General features: G+C 73.5%; 15 protein-coding genes. 6 read left to right on the forward strand and 9 right to left on the reverse strand.

The window, feature by feature from the left end; all coding sequences use genetic code 11:
- Window positions 1-63 precede the first annotated feature (63 nt).
- The gene (locus ACFFHU_RS28315; RefSeq protein ID WP_377343440.1) at window positions 64-1176 is read left to right on the forward strand and encodes a glycosyltransferase family 2 protein; all 1113 of its coding nucleotides are present in this window, start codon (window positions 64-66) and stop codon (window positions 1174-1176) included.
- On the opposite strand, the gene ACFFHU_RS28320 is transcribed toward ACFFHU_RS28315, so the two are convergent.
- Window positions 1170-1967, reverse strand: a complete 798-nt coding sequence (locus tag ACFFHU_RS28320; RefSeq protein ID WP_377343441.1) for an AfsR/SARP family transcriptional regulator — start codon at window positions 1965-1967, stop codon at window positions 1170-1172. The genes ACFFHU_RS28315 and ACFFHU_RS28320 overlap by 7 nt on opposite strands.
- Window positions 1968-2176: 209 nt before the next feature.
- Here ACFFHU_RS28320 and ACFFHU_RS28325 point away from each other — a divergent pair, with 209 nt between their 5' ends.
- The 3 genes from ACFFHU_RS28325 to ACFFHU_RS28335 all read left to right on the forward strand — a co-directional run bounded on the left by ACFFHU_RS28325 (window position 2177) and on the right by ACFFHU_RS28335 (window position 4282).
- Window positions 2177-2857 carry an RICIN domain-containing protein gene (locus tag ACFFHU_RS28325; protein ID WP_377343443.1) on the forward strand — a complete coding sequence of 227 codons (681 nt, stop codon included), beginning with the start codon at window positions 2177-2179 and terminating at the stop codon, window positions 2855-2857.
- Between the two features lie 17 nt (window positions 2858-2874).
- Window positions 2875-3522, forward strand: a complete 648-nt coding sequence (locus tag ACFFHU_RS28330; protein ID WP_377343446.1) for an RICIN domain-containing protein — start codon at window positions 2875-2877, stop codon at window positions 3520-3522.
- A 184-nt stretch (window positions 3523-3706) separates the two neighbouring features.
- Window positions 3707-4282, forward strand: a complete 576-nt coding sequence (locus tag ACFFHU_RS28335; protein WP_377343448.1) for a snapalysin family zinc-dependent metalloprotease — start codon at window positions 3707-3709, stop codon at window positions 4280-4282.
- A gap of 172 nt (window positions 4283-4454) precedes the next feature.
- Here the strand turns inward: ACFFHU_RS28335 and ACFFHU_RS28340 are convergent, their stop codons facing one another.
- A complete protein-coding gene (locus ACFFHU_RS28340; protein WP_377343449.1) occupies window positions 4455-5186 on the reverse strand; it encodes an HD domain-containing protein in 732 nt (243 codons plus the stop codon).
- A gap of 293 nt (window positions 5187-5479) precedes the next feature.
- On the opposite strand from ACFFHU_RS28340, the gene ACFFHU_RS28345 reads away from it, so the two are divergent.
- Together ACFFHU_RS28345 and ACFFHU_RS28350 are read left to right on the forward strand one after the other, a co-directional pair.
- On the forward strand, window positions 5480-8242 hold the full coding sequence (locus tag ACFFHU_RS28345) for a cellulose binding domain-containing protein (RefSeq protein ID WP_377343450.1): 2763 nt from the start codon (window positions 5480-5482) through the stop codon (window positions 8240-8242).
- Window positions 8243-8473: 231 nt separating this feature from the next.
- Window positions 8474-8911 (forward strand): type II toxin-antitoxin system Phd/YefM family antitoxin, encoded by a 438-nt coding sequence (locus ACFFHU_RS28350; protein WP_377343451.1) that lies wholly within the window; start codon window positions 8474-8476, stop codon window positions 8909-8911.
- 215 nt (window positions 8912-9126) lie between these two features.
- On the opposite strand, the gene ACFFHU_RS28355 is transcribed toward ACFFHU_RS28350, so the two are convergent.
- The 7 genes from ACFFHU_RS28355 to ACFFHU_RS28385 all read right to left on the reverse strand — a co-directional run bounded on the left by ACFFHU_RS28355 (window position 9127) and on the right by ACFFHU_RS28385 (window position 18350).
- Entirely contained in the window at window positions 9127-10101 is a 975-nt protein-coding gene (locus ACFFHU_RS28355) for an ankyrin repeat domain-containing protein (RefSeq protein ID WP_377343452.1), read from the reverse strand.
- Window positions 10098-11009: a class I SAM-dependent methyltransferase gene (locus ACFFHU_RS28360; protein ID WP_377343454.1), complete on the reverse strand. Its 912-nt coding sequence runs from the start codon at window positions 11007-11009 to the stop codon at window positions 10098-10100. Before ACFFHU_RS28360 ends, ACFFHU_RS28355 begins: the two co-directional genes overlap by 4 nt.
- A 114-nt stretch (window positions 11010-11123) precedes the next feature.
- Window positions 11124-12509, reverse strand: a complete 1386-nt coding sequence (locus ACFFHU_RS28365) for a pectate lyase family protein (protein ID WP_377343456.1) — start codon at window positions 12507-12509, stop codon at window positions 11124-11126.
- Window positions 12510-12785: 276 nt separating this feature from the next.
- Window positions 12786-14303 (reverse strand): mannitol dehydrogenase family protein, encoded by a 1518-nt coding sequence (locus tag ACFFHU_RS28370; RefSeq protein ID WP_377343457.1) that lies wholly within the window; start codon window positions 14301-14303, stop codon window positions 12786-12788.
- The gene (locus ACFFHU_RS28375) at window positions 14294-15580 is read right to left on the reverse strand and encodes an enolase C-terminal domain-like protein (protein WP_377343458.1); all 1287 of its coding nucleotides are present in this window, start codon (window positions 15578-15580) and stop codon (window positions 14294-14296) included. Before ACFFHU_RS28375 ends, ACFFHU_RS28370 begins: the two co-directional genes overlap by 10 nt.
- Entirely contained in the window at window positions 15577-17007 is a 1431-nt protein-coding gene (gene uxaC, locus ACFFHU_RS28380) for a glucuronate isomerase (protein ID WP_377343461.1), read from the reverse strand. The genes ACFFHU_RS28375 and uxaC overlap by 4 nt, the downstream gene beginning before the upstream one ends.
- Window positions 17008-17024: 17 nt before the next feature.
- On the reverse strand, window positions 17025-18350 hold the full coding sequence (locus ACFFHU_RS28385) for a Gfo/Idh/MocA family protein (protein WP_377343464.1): 1326 nt from the start codon (window positions 18348-18350) through the stop codon (window positions 17025-17027).
- Between the last annotated feature and the right edge of the window lie 171 nt (window positions 18351-18521).

Consider the following 18521-nt stretch of genomic DNA (forward strand, 5'->3'; position numbering starts at 1 on the left):
CCGGCAGCCTCTCGCACGCCCTGCCGTGATGGTCCGCCAACGCACGACCGGGAGGGTGTCCGAGTGACCGCCAGCGCGCCCACCGGCCGGAACGCACTGCTCAGCGTGGTGATCCCGGTGTACGGCGTCGAGTCGTTCCTGGGGTCCTGCCTCGACTCCGTGCTCGCCGACGGCACGGCCGATCTCGAGGTGGTGGCGGTCGACGACGCCTCGCCGGACGGGTGCCCCGCGCTGCTCGACCGGTACGCGGATGCCGACCCGCGGGTCCGGGTGCTGCACCTGGAGGCCAACGTGGGCCTCGGCCGGGCCCGCAACGCCGGCCTCGACCGCGCCACGGGCGACTACGTCTGGTTCGTCGACGGCGACGACACGCTCCCGCCCGGCTCGGTGGACGCGGTGCTGACCGCCCTGCGCGCGCACCGCCCGGACGTGCTGCTGATCGACCACCTCCGGGTGTACGACCGGGACGGCCGCTCCGAGACCGACCCGAGCGGTCGGATCCTGCGCGGGATCACGGCGGCCGGTCCACTGTCGGGCGCCCCGGAGCTGCTCGAGTTCCAGCACGCCGCCTGGAACAAGGTGGTCCGCCGGGCGCACCTGGTCGAGCGGGGCCTGCGTTTCCACCCGGGCTGGTACGAGGACTGCGCGTTCAGTCACCCGCTGCTGGTCGGCGCCGGCACGATCGCCGCGCTGGACCGGGTCTGCTACCACTACCGGCAGCGGGTGACCGGCGGGATCACCCGGACGGTCAGCCGCCGTCACTTCGACGTGTTCGACCAGTACGAGCGGGTCTTCGCCGAGCTGGACCGGATTGGCCCGGCGGCCGAGCCGTTCCGGGCCCGGCTGTTCCGGCTGATGGTCGACCACTACCTGGTCATCGTCGGCAATCACTCCCGGCTGCCCGAGCGGGACCGGGCCGACTTCTTCCATCGGGCGGCGGGGCATTTTCGCCGCTACCGGCCAGCGGACGGCTATCCGACCCCGGGCGGGTTGGCCGGGCTCAAGCACCGCTTCCTGGCCACCGACGCCTACTGGGCGTACGCGGCGCTGCGCCGGGCGTACCGGCTGGCGGGCGCGCGGGGCGGGGCCGCGCCCGCCGACGGGCCGGAAGCCGGCGCGGCGACCGCGCCGCCGACGGCGGACGGCGGACGGCAGAGCCGGGTACGCGCTCAGTGACGGCCGAACTCGAACGGCCGTGACCCGGCGGTCCGGTCGGCGGCGCCGGCCGTGAGCTCCGGATCGGCCCGGAGAATGGCGTGGTGCAGCGCCTGCGCGTCGGGCACCGGGTCCACCCCGAACTCCTCGGCGAGGGACCGCCGCAGCCGGTCGTACTCGATCAGCGCCTCGGCCTGATGACCGCACCGGTACAGGGCGAGCATCAGCTGCCCGACCAGCCGCTCATCCAGTGGATGGGCGGCGCGCAGCGCGGACAGCTCCGGTAGCAGCTCGGCGTGCCGCCCCCGGCGCAGCCCGAGTTCCGCCCGATCCAGCTGGGTGAGCAACCGCTCCCGCGCCACCGTCTCGCGCAGGCTGTTCAACCAGGGGGCGTCGAGCGTGGCGAAGGCGTCGCCGCGCCACAGCCGGAGCGCCTCGTCGAGCAGCTCCATCGCCGGTTCGCCCGGGCCGACCCGGCGGGCCTGGGCGACCAGCCGGCGGAACCGGTGCAGGTCCACGGACTCCTCGTCGACCGCCACGGCGTACCCGGTCCACCGGCGTTCGACGAGGCAGCCGGCGGGGGACAGCGCCTGGCGGAGCCGGGACAGATAGCTGCGCAGGGTGCCGCGGGCCCCGGGCGGCGGGTCGTCCCCCCAGACCCGGGCCGCCAGCTGGTCGGCGCCGACCGTGCGGTTGGCCTCGACCAACAGGATCGCCAGCACGCACCGTTGCCGGTGGTGGCCGAGATGGACCGGTCGCCGGTCGGCGGCGCGGGCCTCCAGCTCGCCCAGCAGTCGGAACTCGATGTTCATGCGACCTCCCCCCACCACGGGCCGCTCGTCCCGGTCCGCTCGGGCCACGGAGGCGACGGCACGGCCCTTGCCCACTCGTCGTCCGGCCGGGCCCAACGTCCGTCCAACGCCGGCACATCGTCCGGCATGCATCGTGGCGGTACTGCCGGACCGAACGAGAGGTATTTGATGGAATTCGAAAGTTCGCCGCGCCGTTCGAGGGGGCGGCCGTGACCGCGCCGTCCCGACCGACCGGGCCCGCCGGCCGGCGGATCGGCGCGCTGCTGCCGGTGGCGCTGGCCGTCGCCGGCCTCGCCCTCGCGGCGCCGCCGGCCGCCGTTGCCGCTCCGGCCGCCGTTGCCGCGCCGGCCGCCGTTGCCGCGCCGGCCGCCCTCCCCGGGCCGGCGCCGGCGGTCGGCTCCGCGGCCGCGCCGGCGGTCGCGCCGGGACCGTCGGGCGTGGCGCTCGAGCACGTGCTCGGCGCCCGGGACAACGTCTATTACATCCGTAACCAGCACAGTGGCAAGTGCCTCACGGTGCACGGGGCCAGCACGGCCAAGGGCACCCGGATCGACCAGTACACCTGCCGATCGGGGGCCCGAAACCAGTGGTGGGTGGTCTACCGGACGATGCCCATGCTGGCCCGGATCGTCGGCTTCCAGAGCGGCAAGTGCCTGTCCATCAAGGGCGGCAGCAAGAGCAAGGGCGCTCCGCTGATCCAGTGGTCCTGCAACAACGCGCCGGACCAGCTCTTCAGCAGCAGGTGGGTGACCGGCAAGAAGTACCCGATCAAGGGCTACGCCAGCGGCAAGTGCCTGGACGTCAAGGGCGGCTCGACGAGCAACAACGCGCCGGTCATCCAGTGGTCCTGCAACGGCCGCTCCAATCAGAAATGGTATTTGACAGGATGAGAAGACCATCGATCGTCATGTCCCTGGCCGCACTGCTGGCCGGTGCGGCGCTCCTCGCCACGTCGGCGCTGCCGGCGGCGGCCGGACCCGCCACCGCGGCCGCTAGGCCCGGCCCCGAACCCGCCACCGCGGCCGCCGGACCGGCCACCACGTCGGCGGCCGCAGGGGGCGTCGCGAACGCCGGCCTGGTCTTCGTGCCGGCGGAGTCCGGCCGGGTGACGCCGGCCGGCGTCACCGTCCTGGCCCGGCCGGCCACCGGGTACGTGAAAAACCGGCACAGCGGCAAGTGTCTGACCGTGCATGGCGCCAGCAAAGCCAACAACGCGCCGGTCGACCAGTACACCTGCAAGGGCGCGGCCAACCAGCGGTGGACCTTCGAGTGGACCGGCGGGGTGGCGTACGCGCTGCGCAACGTCAGGAGCGGCAAGTGCCTCACGGTGCACGGGGGCAGCAAGGCCAAGGGCGCGAAGGTGGACCAGTACACCTGCGTGGGTTCCGGCAACCAGTCGTTCCTGATCAACATCAGCACGCTGAGCAACACCCCGTTGATCGCCCGGCACAGCAACCGGTGTCTGGACGTGCGGGGCGGTTCGACGAGCAACAACGCGCCGGTCATCCAGTGGTCCTGCAACAACCGCTCCAACCAGCGGTGGCGGACGCCCTGACCGATGGACGGCACCGACGGCCCGGCGCGCTCCGCGCCGGGCCGCCGGTGTGCCGGTGTGCCGGTGGCGTGCGGGGCGCCAAGCGCCCGCGGGCGGCCGGGCGAAGATCGGGGATAGACATCCAGATATTCAAATCTTACGATTGTTTCGTCCCCGTTCAGCGTCGATCCGGGAGTGTGGAACCGTGTCACTGCGTCCCCTCAAGCGCGTCCTGGTCAGCCTCGCCGCCGCCTCGCTGGCCGCGCTCGCCGCCACCGCCGGCGCCGCGACGCCCGCGGCCGCCGGCGCCTCGACCCTCGCCATCCGCAACGTGTGTTACAGCACCAGCCAGGCCGGCCCGTACGCGACCTACGCCAACCAGGCCGCCACGATCTGGAACAACGCCACCGCCAACATCAACGTGTCCCGCTGCGGCTCGAACATCATGATCTACTACACGTCCGGCGGCGGCTCGTACGCCGTGACGTACAGCCTCGGCAACGGGTACATCGTGATCGACTCCCAGCAGGCCGCCCAGTACAGCCCGCTGCGGATCGTCGCGCACGAGATGGGACATCTGCTCGGCCTGCCGGACAACTACAACGGCAGCTGCGCGATCCTGATGTCCGGCGGCAGCGCCGGCACCTCCTGCACCAACCCGTACCCGAGCTCGGGTGAGGCGGCTCAGGTGGACCGCAACTTCAGCTTCGCCATCACCTCCGGCAGCGGCACGAAGGTCTTCCGCGACAGCTGGCCGGCGCCCGCCGGCGCGCAGCGGTAACCCGTCGGGTCCGCTCCGGCCCAGCGGCGCCCCGACACCCTGGCGGGTGTCGGGGCGCCGCGCGCTTCCGGGCCGGAACCGTCCAACAAGACAGGATCCTAGGACGCTGTACGCAGGGTGCCCGCCGGCACACCGGACAAACCCATGGCGAGCCGGAAAAGAAAGCGCCCGATCAGCGGTCGGACGGCGCCTCGTCCAGGATCGCGCTGAAGCGCTCCTCGGCCAGGTCGAGCTGCTCGTAGATGTGTTGCTTGACCGGCTCCGAGAGCGGGGTGTCGGGCCGGGCCACCAGCTCCCGGAACACCGGCACGAGCGGGCGGTACTTCATGGCCGACGACAGCACCTTCGGGCCGACCGTGTGGATGATCCCCACCCCGTTGTCGGTGAAGTCGGACAGCTTGATGACCCGAGCCCACGGCTCCCGGTCGAGACTCGCGGCCACGTGCTCCCGGTACTGCTGGTGCCGGTCCCGTTCGGGGTCGTACTCCGGGTTGGTCACCGCCGCCACGAGGCGCGCCACCCGGTCCCCGAACCGGTTGGCCAGCGCGGCCAGCGCCGCGTCCCGCGGCGCGGTCCCGGCCGGTACGACGCCGGCCAGCTCGGCCGGATGGTCCTCGACGGCGTCGTGCAGCAGGCCAGCCACGATGACATCGACGTCCCGCACCTGATAGTGGTGCATCAGCCGGATGGCCACCCGGAGCAGGTGGTTCAGGTACGGCTCGCGGACCCGGCGGTCGGCCCGGTGCAGCTCGGCGGCGAGCTCGAGCGCGGCGGTGAGCCGGCGGCGTGCCCCGGGCTCGAACCGGTCCGCCTCCAGCCGGAACCGTTCCAGCAGCCCGGACTCGCCATGGATCTCGGTGATCGCGTGCATCGGCATCGAGCCCAGGTGCGTCGGGAGATCCATGCGTCACTTATAGCCGATCCCACCCGCACCCGCGGCCCCACCCGCCGGGAAGGAAGACCCGACGCGACCACCGAATGCGGACCGCCGCAGCGTACGAGGCGTCGAAGCGCTTCCGTGCGGCCGGGCCGATCGTCTACCGTGAATGCACTCCATCTGCGGGAGCCGATGCAGCACCTCCGCGAGGCCGGGCAGCCGTCGCGGAGCGGTTGGCCGTCCGGCCATCCCGATCCGACGTACGCCACGGGCGCGGGCCCGCCCGCCACCGTCGGCGTCGACCCCGAGAGGACCCGCAGATGCGGAGAATTGTTTCCGGCGCGCTCGCGTCCGCGCTGGCCGCCGCCCTGGCGGTGGTGGCGGTGCAACTGGCCGTGCCGGCCGCCACCCCGGCGGCCGCGGTCGCGGCCGACGCGTACAGCTGGAAGAACGTCCGGATCGACGGCGGCGGCTTCGTCCCCGGCGTCGTCTTCAACCCCGGCGAGAAGAACCTGATCTACGCCCGCACCGACATCGGCGGCGCGTACCGGTGGGACCAGACGGCGCAGTCCTGGACACCGCTGCTGGACTGGGTGGGCGCCGACAAGTGGGGCTACAACGGGGTGGTCAGCCTGGCCGCCGACCCGGTGCAGACCAACCGGGTGTACGCCGCGGTCGGCATGTACACCAACGACTGGGACCCGAACAACGGCGCCATCCTGCGCTCGTCGGACAAGGGCGCGACCTGGCAGGTCACCGAACTGCCGTTCAAGAACGGCGGCAACATGCCCAGCCGGGGCACCGGGGAGCGGCTGGCCGTCGACCCGAACAAGGGCAGCATCCTGTACTACGGCGCCGAGGGCGGCAACGGCCTGTGGCGCAGCACCGACTACGGCGCCACCTGGGCCAAGGTGACCAACTTCCCCAACGCCGGCAACTACCAGGCCAACCCGAACGACACGACCGGCTACAACAGCCAGAACCAGGGCCTGAGCTGGGTCACCTTCGACAAGAGCACCGCCACGTCGGGCAGCGCCACCCAGACGATCTACGTGGGTGTGGCGGACAAGGCCAGCCCGGTGTACCGCAGCACCAACGGCGGCTCCACCTGGGAGCGGATCGCCGGGCAACCGACCGGGTACCTCGCCCACAAGGGCGTGGTGGACCCGGTGGGCGGCTTTCTCTACATCGCCACCAGCGACACCGGCGGCCCGTACGACGGGGCCAAGGGCGACGTGTGGAAGTTCAACCGGGCCACCGGGGCGTGGACGCAGATCAGCCCGATCCCGTCGTCCAGCGGTGATGACTACTTCGGCTACTCGGGCCTGACCATCGACCGGCAGCACCCGAACACCATCATGGTGGCCACCCAGGTCTCCTGGTGGCCGGACGCGATCTTCTTCCGCAGCACCGACGCGGGCGCCACCTGGACCCGGATCTGGGACTGGAACGGCTACCCGAGCCGGACCAAGAAGTACACGATGGACATCAGCTCCGATCCGTGGCTCACCTTCGGCGCCAACCCGCAGCCGCCGGAGGAGACGCCGAAGCTCGGTTGGATGAACGAGTCGGTGGAGATCGACCCGTTCGACAGCGACCGGATGATGTACGGCACCGGCGCCACCCTCTACGGCGCCACCGACCTGACCAAGTGGGACACCGGCGGCACGTTCACCATCAGGCCGATGGCGAAGGGCCTGGAGGAGACCGCCGTCCTCGACCTGATCAGCCCGCCGACCGGCGCGCCGCTGATCAGCGGCCTCGGCGACATCGGCGGCTTCCGGCACACCGACCTGAGCGCCGTGCCGTCGATGATGTTCACCCAGCCGGTCTTCACCAGCACCACCAGCCTGGACTATGCCGAGGCCAACCCGTCGGTGCTGGTGCGGGCCGGCAACTTCACCGACTCGGACCGGCCCAACGACAGCCACGTGGCGTTCTCCACCGACGGCGGGGCCAACTGGTTCTCCGGCACCGAGCCGGGCGGGGTGAACAACGGCGGCACGGTGGCCGCGGCGGCCGACGGCAGCACCTTCGTCTGGGCGCCGGCCGACCCGGGCATCCAGGTGGTCCGCTCGGTCGGCTTCGGCAACTCGTGGACGGCGGCGACCGGCATCCCGGCCAACGCGGTGATCGAGTCGGACCGGGTCAACAAGAACAAGTTCTACGGCTTCTCCGGCGGCAAGCTGTACGTGAGCACCAACGGCGGGGCCAGCTTCGCGGCCAGCGCCGCCACCGGGCTGCCGAGCACCGGCACGGTGAAGTTCAAGGCGGTGCCCGGCAAGGAGGGCGACCTGTGGCTGGCCGGCGACGGCGGCCTGTGGCGCTCCACCGACTCGGGGGCCAGCTTCGCGAAGGTCAGCGGCGTGTCGGCGTCGGTCAACGTGGGCTTCGGCAAGGCGGCGCCGGGACAGACGTACCCGGCGGTGTTCCTGGTCGGCACGGTCGACGGGCAGGCCGGGGTGTTCCGGTCCGACACTGCGGGCGCCGGCTGGGTGCGGATCAATGACAACCAGCACCAGTACGGCAACGCGGGCGAGGCGTTGACCGGCGACCCGCGGGTGTACGGCCGGGTCTACCTGGGCACCAACGGCCGCGGCATCCTGGTGGCCGACCGGACCGGCGGCTCCACCACCCCGCCGACGTCCGCGCCGCCCACGTCGACCCCGCCGACCAGCGCGCCCCCGACCAGCGCCCCGCCCACGACGCCGCCGCCGACCAGCGCCCCGCCGACCTCGGCGCCGCCGACCAGCGGTCCGCCGACCCCGCCGCCGGCCGGGGGCTGCGCGGCCACGTACAAGGTGACCAACTCGTGGGGCGGCGGCTTCCAGGCCGACGTGACGGTGAAGAACAACGGTGGATCCGCCATCGCCGGCTGGTCGGTGAGCTGGTCGTTCCCGAACGGGCAGCAGGTGACCTCGCTGTGGAACGGCACGTACACCCAGACCGGCGCCACCGTGACGGTCCGGGACGCCGGCTACAACGGTCCGCTCGCGGCCGGGGCCAGCACCAGCTTCGGCTTCACCGGCACCTGGACGACCGGCAACGCCGTGCCCACCACCGTCAGCTGCACCACCCGCTGAGGCGAAGGAAGGGCCCCTTCTTATCGTCTTTTGTATAGGCGGGGCCCCTTCTTAACGGTGAGCGGGCGGCTCGCTCGGGGAGATTCGAGCGGGCTGGAGTCCGCGCGGCTCACCCACCCGGCTAGGCCGGCTGGGTGAGCCGCCCGGCGGGGCCGGCCGGGTGCGCCGACCCGACGACCGACCGTCGCGGTTTCCGGCGAAAGTGTCGGACCCGGGTCGCATCATCGACGCATGGCTGTCTCCGCCCTGCCCAGTGATGCCGATCGGCCGCGCGCGCTGCCGATGCGCGAGGTCCGCACCCGACTGATCCAGCTCGTGGCCATGGCCGAGCTGGCCGACACGGTCACCGTGGTGACCCGCGACGGCGATCCGCGCCCGGTGGCCGCGATCGTCCCGGCCGCCGCGGCCCGCACGGCCGCGCAGGCCCGCGCGGACGCCGAGCGGGTGGCCGCGGTCTCGGCGGGCTGGGCCCGCCGGCTCGACGAACAGCACCGGCGCGGCGCCCGCCGGCACGCGGCCGAGCTGCGCGTCCTGGCCGACGCGCTGGCAGAGGCCTGGGCCGAGCTGGATCGCCGGGTTGGTCCGGGTGGCGACCCGGCGCTGGCCCGGCTGCGCGCCGCGCACGCCGCACTGCTGGGGGACCAGCGGCGCTACCTGGAGTCGGCGTAACGCCGAGGTCTCGGGCAACTCCACCCTCAGCATCCAGTCCTGCCACCCCAGCGACGCCTGACCGGTGGGTGTTGGCGTGGCAGGCGTCGGCGAGCCTGTTCGGCCCGGAACAGTACGACCGCGACCTGCGTAGTTGCGAATCCCTGCGGCCTCCTGAGGGGCCCGGGCGCCGCTCCCGCCGGGAGGCTGCCGCCACGTCGCTGCCGGCGGCGGGCTCAGTCGGTGCGGGACCAGTAGTCCCGGTCCGGCAGCCGCACCCAGAGATCCGGGGCATTCTCGAACGGACGGGCGTCCGCGGGCCGCACCCCGGCATAGGCACAGCAGTAGGCGACGGCCCGGTGGCGGTGGAGAAACGTCCGCAGGATCTCCTCGGCCGAGTCGTCGGCGCTGGACCAGCCGCCGCCGGGATGCAGGTCCCAGCCGGCGCAGACGCCGTCCCGGAAGATGCTGCCCTGGTTGCCGCTCTTCGGGTTCGCGTACATGGCATAGCAGACCGTGCCGGCCGACAGCAGGCGGGACACCACCGGGGTGGACGCCCCGTACCCCCAGCGCTGGCTGATCACGCAGCCACCCGGCACGTCGGTGACGCCGACCATGAGCAGGGCCGCGTCGCTCGTCGGATCGTCGGGGAACTCGTCGACCTCGTCCGGATCGGCGGGCCCGATGATGGTGGCCCCGAGCCGGCGTACGGCCTCGGCCGCGTCCACGCCGCCGACGCAGCACAGGCTCATGCCCTCGGTGTGGAGCCCGTCCAGCGCGTCCCCCAGCCGGCGTGCCTCCGCCGCGGCGGACGCCTCGGCGGGGGTCAGGACCTGGCCGTCGGGCGGGGCCGGGAAGAGATCCGGGGTCCGGCCGGCCAGGCTCAGCCGGCCGGGCGACCAGCCGGCCATCATGGGCCGCCACGGGTCCGCGCCGGACTCGGCGAGCACCCGGGCGTTGGCCGGCCGATCGACGTTGACGGCCACCCACAGAGCCGTGCGCCCGTCGTGCTTCGCATCCACGTCCTCGACCCGAGCCGACAGCTCCGCGACCACCTCGGCGGAGCCCCACTGGGCGGCCGAGTGCAGCGGTGGCTCGGCGCCCCGGATCGGGGAGTTCGGATCGGCGCCGGCGGCGAGCCGGGCGCGCACCTGGGCCGGGTCGGACCACAGGTTCCAGCCGACCCGACCCCATCCACCGTCGTGGGTCATCTCGTTCCCTCCCCGTGCCACCGCGTCGGCGCGTCCGCCCGTTCGGCGGTCACGATCCGGTAGAGCGCGGACGGGCGGTCGCGGCGCTCCAGGTCGGCGCGCCAGGCCCGGGCGGCGTCCTGTGTGGACATATCGGCGCGCAGCCGGAAGCCGCGGGCGGCGAGGAAGCCGGGGGTCTTGTCCGGGTGGAGCCCGAAGGTCCATGGCTCCCCGGCCCGGGCCACGGCACGCATCCAGCGGGCCGCCTCGGGAAAGCGGGCCGGGTCGGCCAGCACCCGGGCGTCGACGTACGTCATCACCAGCAGGCCCTCGGCGCCGATCAGCTCGTGGACGACGGCGAGGGTGGCGTCCACGGCCTCGGCCGTGAGGTAGTTGGTGACGCCCTCCCAGACGACCGCGGTGGGCGCCGAGGCCTCGAAACCGGCAGCGTCCAGCCGGGCCCGCAGGTCGTCGTGCTCGAAGTCCACCGGAACGTACCGGATCCGGCCCGCGTCGAGGCCGAGCCGGTCAATCACGGCCCGTTTGGCGGCCTGGGTCGCCGGGTGGTCGACCTCGAACACCGGCATGGCGGCCAGCGCCGGCGGCCGGTGCGCCCGGGTGTCGTACCCGGCGCCCAGCAGCACGCATTGCCGGACGCGCTCGCTGGCCGCGGTCAGCGCGTCGTCGATGACCCTGGTCCGCACGATCGCCGACGGCCGAGGTCCCGGGCCGCCGACGGCGTCGTAGAGCCCGGTCGCAACCCGGCGCAGGCCGGGTACGCCGGCCGCGGCGGCCAGCAGGCGCAGAGAGGGACGCAGGAAGGCGGTGGCGTACGGGTCGACGAAGAGCCGGCGGCTCGCCGGGCGGCGGGACTCGAACGCCCGCTGCAGTGCCACCGTCTCGGCGGTGAAGCTCGCTACCGATCGCACCCGGGGAAGTATGGCGCACGACCCGCGCCGCCGGGGGCCGGTCGTGGTACGGCTGGTCGCGGCGCGGCTCGCGGCCGACCGCGGACGGCGACCGCGGCGGTCGGAAACGGCGGCTCAGCTGCCGGGCAGCCGGTTGGCGCCGGCGAGCAGCAGCACCGCGAGCGGCACCAGCGGAGTCGGCAGCACCGGGCCGGCGCGCAGCCGGGGGATCCAGCCGGCGTCGCCGGTCAGGTCCGGGTCGTGTGCGGAGTTGTACGCGGCCAGCAGGTCGACCGGTCGGCCCGGGCCGCCCTCGGGCCGGACCCAGCTGCCGCGCTCGGTGATGGCCGTGCCGCCCCAGTCGTGGATGAGGTCGGCGGGCGAAACGCCGGCGCGCAGGTCGAAGAAGTTGTTCTCGGCGTAGATCGCGGACTGCACGCCGACCCCGAGGGCGTACTGGAATTCCGGTCCGCCGAGCCGGTAGTAGTTGTTGTAGACGTCCACCTGGCCGAAGCGCACCCGCGGCAGGCGTTGCAGGTCCCGGTCGAAGTAGTTGTGGTGCAGCGTCACCTTGAGTCGGCCGACGTCCGGCCCGACCGTGTTGGACGAGCCGATCAGCATCAGCTTGTCCCGGCCGACGAACCGGTTGAACGAGGCGGTGACCAGGCTGGCGGTGTGGGTGATGTCCAGCGAGCCGTCGTGCACCTGGTACGGCCGGCCAAAGTGGACGGGCTGGTCGCTGTCCGGGTTGGCGCCGTCGGTGAAGGTGTCGTGGTCGACCCAGACGTGCTCGCTGCGTCGGACCGAGATGTGGTCGTACTGCGAGTTCCAGTTGCCGCTGTCGCCGTCGGTGGGCGACCAGGCCGGGAAGCAGTCGTGGGCGTCGTCGAAGGTGAGGTTGCGGATGATCACGTTGCTGGCGGTGTCCACCATGAAGGTGAGCCCGGTGAGCCGGGCGCCGCGCCGGCCGACGATGGTGGTGTTGGGACCGACGTTGATCTGGGTCTGCCGGGTCTGGTTGGCAACCGATCGCAGCCGGGCCTGCTCCAGCGGGCCGGTCGGGTCGGTGCGGCCCCACACCGCCGGGTCGTAGGCCGCCAGGTAGGCCGGCAGCGAGTATCCGGGGTCGGCCAGGTCGGCGCAGCCGAGCAGGGCGCCGTCGTCGGCCTCGAAGCCGTCGATGTGGCCGGTGACGTAGACGATCTTGGGGGTGCCGTTCGACCGGTTGGTGGCATTGTCCCCGCCCAGGGCGCGGACCAATCCGGCCCGGCTGGACACCTCGTAGACCTGGCTGTCGGTGGCCCCGGCGCCGCCGGTGGTGCCGGCGCCGTCGGCGGCCCACCCGTCGCCGGCGGGCAGCACCTGGCGACCCAGCGCCGCTGGCGCCGCCCCCGCCGACGACAGCGCCGCCGTCGCGGGTACGAGTGCCGCGGCGGCCGGTCGGGCGGCGGGGACCGCCACGGCGGGGACCGCCGCCAGCGCGGCCAGCAGCGCCGTCGCGGCCGTTCTGCGGTTTCGCATGTCGCACGCTCCATGGGGACGCCGGCGCGCCGAAATCGTCATGAAATAGAAATGCGCCTATGACAAAAGGTAGAGAGCTTCGAATGGCGCGGTCAATGCGAGAAATATGCAGATGTGTTGCAGTGTTTTTTGCGCAACGCGATTTCCCGCCTCGGCGTCCGTCGCCAATTGCGGCCCGGCGCCCGAATTCGTGCCGCCGTTTCCGGTCGTCGTTTGCACCGCGGTTTCCGTCCGCCCGGCCGGATCAGTGCTGGACCTCCTCTCCGCGGCGCACCGTCACGCCGCCCGGGCCAGCGTGCCGGCCACCCCGTGCCGGTCCAGTTCGGTCAACCACCCCGTCACCGCCGCGCGCAGCAGGTCGTCCCCGGCCAGTTCGGGCGGGAAGACCTCGGCGAGCCCGAACAGCGCCTCGGCCACCCCGGCCGGGGTGTCCGGCACCGCGGCGAGCCGGGCCCGGATCCGGTCGGCGAGCGGGTCGTCCAGGCTCAGCACCGCGCCGTCGTCGGCGCGGCCGCGGGCGTACCGCATCCAGGCGGCCACCACGAGCGCGGCCCAGTCCACCGGCCGGCCTGCCGCGCGCAGGTCGATGATCGTGTGCAGGACGCGCTGCGGCAGCTTCTGCGACCCGTCCATGGCCACCTGCGCGGTGCGGTGCCGGATGGCCGGGTCGGTGAACCGGCCGAGCGCCTGCTCGCCGTAGTCGACCACGGAGATCCCCTCCGGCGGCCGGAAGCTGGCGGCCACCTCCTCGGCCACCAGCCGGCGCAGCACGGTGGTCAGGTGCGGCAGGGCGAGGGCGTCCGCGATGGTCTCCCGGCCGGCGAGCGCCCCCAGGTACGCGACCGCCGAGTGCAGGCCGTTGAGGGTGCGCAGCTTCAGCAGCTCCCAGGGCCGCACGTCGGTGGTGAGCACGGCCCCGGCCCGTTCCCAGGCCGGCCGCCCGCCCGGGAACACGTCCTCGATCACCCACTGCCGGTACGGCTCGGCGGTCACCGCCGCGAGGTCGCGCACGCCCAGCGCCCGGGCCGCGGTCGCCAGGGTGACCGGCGTGCTGGCCGGCACGATCCGGTCCACCATCGTGCCCGGGAACGTCACCCGGCGCCGGATCCATTCGGCCAGCCGGTCCGGCGTGCGGGCGTACCCGATCGCCTGGTCGACCATGCCGGCCAGCCGGCGCCCGTTGGCGGGCAGGTTGTCGCAGCTGACCAGGGCCAGCGGTCCGCCGTCGGCCGCGGCCCGGGCGAGCAGGCCGCGCAGCAGCAGCCCGGGCACGGTGACCGGCGGCCGGTCGGTGGTCAGGTCCGCCGCGAGGTCCGGGTCCGGGCGCAGCCGCCCGGAGACCGGGTCGAGCTGGTACGCCTTCTCCGTCACGGTGAGCGTGACCACCCGGATGGCCGGGTCGGCGAGCAGCCGCACCACCGCGGCCGGGTCCGCGGGCGCGTGCCGCACGGCGGCGAGCGACCCGACCACCCGGGTGTGCCCGCCCGCGGCGGCGGCCGTGGTCACGCTGAACAGCCCGTCCTGCGCGGCCAGGGCGTCCAGCACCGCCCGGCTGCGCGGGGCCACGCCGACGATCGCCCAGTCCCCGCCGGCCGCGGCCATCGCGGCCTCCGTGTAGACGGCCTGATGGGCCCGGTGGAAGGCGCCCAGTCCGAGATGGACGATCCCGGCCGGCACGTCCCCGGGGCGCAGCAGCGGGCGACTGGCCGCCGGGATCCGGGGCAGGGTGGCCAGCGCCAGCCGAGCCCCGCCGGTTCCGCCGGGCCGCGGGTCCGGGCCGACGCTCACCGCCACGCCGGGCCGTCCGGGAAGGTGTGCCGGGCGACGGATTCGGGCCGCATGGTGCTGCTGTAACCGGCGGCCGTCGGCAGCAGGTAGCGACCGCCCCGGGCACGGACCGGGTCCGCGAAGTGTTCGTGCAGGTGATCGACGTACTCGATCATCCGGCCGGGCAGCGCCGTCCCGACCCGCAGGTAGTCGAAGGTCGCGAGGTGCTGGACGTACTCGCACAGGCCCACCCCGCCGGCGTGCGGGCAGACCGGGACGCCGAACTTCGCGGCCATCAGCAGCTCGGCCAGCACCTCGTTCACGCCGCCGACCCGGCAGGCGTCGATCTGCATGACACCGACGGCCCGGGCCTGGAGCAGCTGCTTGAAGATCACCCGGTTGGCCGCCACCTCGCCGGTGGCGACCCGGATCGGCGCCACGGCCGCGGCGATCCGGGCGTGCCCCAGCACGTCGTCGGCGTGCGTGGGCTCCTCGATCCAGTACGGCCCGACCTCGGCCAGCACCGCCATCTTCTCGATCGCCTCGTCGACGTCCCACACCTGGTTGGCGTCCATCATGAGCAGCGCGTCGGGGCCGATCTCCGCGCGGATGATCCGGGCCCGCCGCAGGTCGTCGGCGAGCTGGCCGCCGACCTTCATCTTCATGGCCCGCCAACCCCGCTCGTACGCGGCCCGGGTCAGCGCCCGCACCTTGGCGTCCGGGTAGCCGAGCCAGCCCACCGAGGTGGTGTACGCCGGGAAGCCGTCCCGGTCCAGCTCGGCGCGCCGGTCGGCCAGTCCGACCAGTCCCTTGTCCAGGATCGCGGTCGCCTCGGCCGGGGTGATCGCGTCGGTGATGTGCCGGAAGTCGACGCTGGCCACCAGCTCCGCGGTGGGCAGCTCGGCGAGGAACCGCCACAGCGGCGCCCCGGCGAGCTTGGCCCGCAGGTCCCAGACCGCGTTCACCAGCGCCCCGGTGGCCATGTGAATGACGCCCTTCTCCGGGCCCAGCCAGCGCAGCTGGTCGTCGGCCGTGAGCGAGCGCCAGAAGGCCACCGGCTCGGCCGCGATCTCCTCGACGGTCCGGCCGGTCACGTGGTGCGCGAGCGCCCGCACCGCGGCGCAGGTGATCTCGTTGCCCCGGCCGTTGGTGAAGGTGAAGCCGGCGCCGGTCGGCCCGTCGTCGGTGCGCAGTTCGACATAGGTGGCCGAGTAGTCACCCCGGTTGATCGCGTCCGAGCCGTCGCCGTCGCGGGCCGTGGGGAACCGTACGTCGTGCACGTCGACCCTGGTGATCATGGTCACGACCGGACCTCCCGGTCCAGCCGGAAGACCTTGCGGGGCAGGTGGTAGGCGAGGTCCACGATGGTCTCGGCCGCCTCGTCCAGCGGCAGCCGGTCCTGTGCCACCAGCCGGGCCAGGAAGCCCGCGTCGACCCGCCGCGCCACGTCGTGGCGTACCGGGATCGAGCAGAACGCCCGGGTGTCGTCGACGAAGCCGGCGGTGTTGTAGAAGCCGGCGCTGTCCGTCACCGACTCGCGGAACCGGCGCAGCGCCTCGGGGGAGTCCAGGAACCACCAGGGCGCACCCAGGTAGAGCGCCGGATAGCCGCCGGCCAGCGGGGCGAGCTCGCGGCTGAACGTGTACTCGTCCAGCGTGTAGACCACCAATCGCAGCCGGGGATCGTTGCCGTACGCGTCCAGCAGCGGGGCCAGCGCGTGCACGTACTCGGTGGCCTGCGGCACGTCGCCGCCGGTGTCCCGGCCGTGCCGGGCGTGCAGCCACCGGTTGTGGTTGCGCACCGCGCCGGGGTGCAGCTGCATGACCAGCCCGTCGTCCAGGGACATCCGGGCGAACTCCACCAGCATGTGCGCCCGGAACGTCTCCGCGTCGGCCGGTCCGGCCGCGCCGCGCAGCGCCCGGTCGTACAGCCGGGTCGCCTCCGCCGCGTCCAGCGCGACGGTGCGGGCCGTCGGGTGGCCGTGGTCCGAGCTGGTGGCGCCGGCCGCGATGAACGCCGCCCGCCGCCGCCGCAGGGCGTCCAGGAAGCCGGCGTACGACCCGGTGTCCGTCCCGGCGACCTCGCCGAGCCGCGCCACGTTCTGCGGCCAGCCGTCGAACTCGAAGTCCACCACGTTGTCCGGGCGGAACGTGGTGATCACCCGGCCGCCCGGCCCGCCCCAGCCGTCGGCGGCCAGCTTGGCGTGGTGGCCCAGATCGGACAGCGGCGACTCGGTGGTGGCCAGCACCTCGATGTTGAACCGCTCGAACAGCGCCCGCGGCCGGAACGCCGGCTCGGCCAGCCGGGCGGCGATCTCGTCGTACACGTGGTCGGCCGTTGCCGGCGACAGCGGAACGGTCACCCCGAACACGTCCCGGAGGGTCTGCTCCAGCCACAGCCGGGACGGGGTGCCGCGGAACAGCCGCCAGTGCTCGGCGAACCGCCGCCAGATCCGCCGACCGTCGGCCTCCACCGGGCTGCCGTCGCGGCTCGGCACGCCCAGGTCGGCCGGCGGCACGCCCTGGCTGAGCAGCATCCGGGTCAGGTAGTGGTCGGGGACGATGAGCAACCGGGCCGGATCGGGGAAGGGCGCGTCGTCGGCCAGCACGGCCGGATCCACGTGCCCGTGCGGCGAGATGAGCGGACGGTCCGCCACCAGCGCGTACAGGTCCCGGGCGATCGCGTGTTGTCGCGGCTCGGCGGGCAGGAGCAGGTCGGGGGCGGCGGGCACCAGCGGTCTCCTCGGGGTCAGTCGACGGTGAGCAGGTCGGCGACCCGGACCGGCTGGCCGGTCGCCATCGACCGGTTCGCGGCCAGGCCGGTGAGCAGGGCCAGGGCGCCGTCGCGGGCGGTGGCCGACCGGCGGTACGGGTCGGGCTCGCCGCCGAAGAGGACCCGGGTCATCCGGGTGTCGGCGCCGCCGTGCCCGGTCCGGGTGTGGCCGGGGGTCGGCACCGGCCGGGGCGGCGCCCAGAACGGCCGGACGGTGAGGGTGGCCCAGCCGTCCTCCGCGGCGGCCTCGGCGCCGTGCAGGGCCGCGCCCTTGAGCGCGCCGGCCGCGGCCGGGCTGACGAAGGAGCTTTCCACCACCTCCAGCTCCAGCCGGCCCCGGCTGCCGTTGACCATCACCCGGTAGCCCTCCCAGGGGGCGTACGCGGTGAGGTGGTAGCTCATGGTGGCGCCGCTGGCGTACCGGACCAGCACCGCCATGTCGTCCTCGATGGTCACCCCCGGGGCGAACACGTTCCGGTCCCGCTGGTAGCCGTCCTCGCCCTCGGCGTCCAGGTAGAGCTCCCGGAGCCGGGGATGGTCGGCCAGCCGCAGCGCGAACGGGTCTGCCTCGGCGGCGGGGGAGCCGTGCGCCCGGTCGTAGTCCCGGGCGTACCCGTGCCGCCGGCCCGCCGGGCCGTAGAAGAAGAGCCGGCCCGCGGCGTAGACGGACACCGGCGCGCTGTCGAGCCACCAGTTGACCAGGTCGAAGTGGTGGCTGGCCTTGTGCACCAGCAGCCCGCCGGAGTTGGCCCGGTCCCGGTGCCAGCGGCGGAAGTAGTCGGCGCCGTGCCGGACGTCCAGCAGCCACTCGAAGTGCACCGAGCCGATCTCGCCGATCTCGCCGCCGGCCAGCGCCGTCCGCACGGCCTCGTGCAGCGGGTTGAACCGGTAGTTGAAGGCCACCGAGACCCGGCCGCCGGTCTCGGCCACCGCGTCGAGGATCCGCCGGCAGCGGTCGGCGTCCACCGTCATCGGCTTCTCGGTGACCACGTCCCGGCCGGCCCGCAGCGCCGCCACAATGTACGCGTCGTGGGTGCGGTCCACGCTGGTCACCAGCACCGTGTCGACGCGTTCCCGGGTCAGCATGGCGCCGAAGTCGGCGGCCCGGTACGTCGGCACGGCGGGCCGGCCCAGCCCGGTGAGCCACCGGTTGTGCGCGTCCATCCGGGCCTGGTTCACGTCGGCGAACGCGACCAGCTCGGCGGTGTCCGGGTGATCGAGCGCCAGCGCCCGGACGAACATCTCGGCCCGGGCGCCGGTGCCGACGACGGCGTACCGCCGTGCTGTGGCGCTGGTTGGCATGCGCGGCCTCCGGGGACTACAAACGTTTGCAGTCGAAGTAACCACGGTCGATGCGCTCGCGTCAACGGCTGGCGGTCAACCGGACCGTTAAGTCCACATTGGTGGCCATCCAAGCGCCTTTCCGGCCTGTCCTCGGAACCGCCCTGACATAGATGACCGTTGACATCAGCG

It is taken from the genome of Plantactinospora siamensis, assembly GCF_042434095.1.
Taxonomy (GTDB): Bacteria; Actinomycetota; Actinomycetes; order Mycobacteriales; family Micromonosporaceae; genus KBS50.

Excerpts from the sequence above, each read along its gene's own strand:
- ACFFHU_RS28320 (WP_377343441.1), bottom strand. The coding sequence starts at position 1,967 with ATGAACATCGAGTTCCGACTGCTGGGCGAGCTGGAGGCCCGCGCCGCC.
- ACFFHU_RS28330 (WP_377343446.1), top strand. The coding sequence starts at position 2,875 with ATGTCCCTGGCCGCACTGCTGGCCGGTGCGGCGCTCCTCGCCACGTCG.
- ACFFHU_RS28340 (WP_377343449.1), bottom strand. The coding sequence starts at position 5,186 with ATGGATCTCCCGACGCACCTGGGCTCGATGCCGATGCACGCGATCACC.
- ACFFHU_RS28345 (WP_377343450.1), top strand. The coding sequence starts at position 5,480 with ATGCGGAGAATTGTTTCCGGCGCGCTCGCGTCCGCGCTGGCCGCCGCC.
- ACFFHU_RS28350 (WP_377343451.1), top strand. The coding sequence starts at position 8,474 with ATGGCTGTCTCCGCCCTGCCCAGTGATGCCGATCGGCCGCGCGCGCTG.
- ACFFHU_RS28355 (WP_377343452.1), bottom strand. The coding sequence starts at position 10,101 with ATGACCCACGACGGTGGATGGGGTCGGGTCGGCTGGAACCTGTGGTCC.
- ACFFHU_RS28365 (WP_377343456.1), bottom strand. The coding sequence starts at position 12,509 with ATGCGAAACCGCAGAACGGCCGCGACGGCGCTGCTGGCCGCGCTGGCG.
- ACFFHU_RS28385 (WP_377343464.1), bottom strand. The coding sequence starts at position 18,350 with ATGCCAACCAGCGCCACAGCACGGCGGTACGCCGTCGTCGGCACCGGC.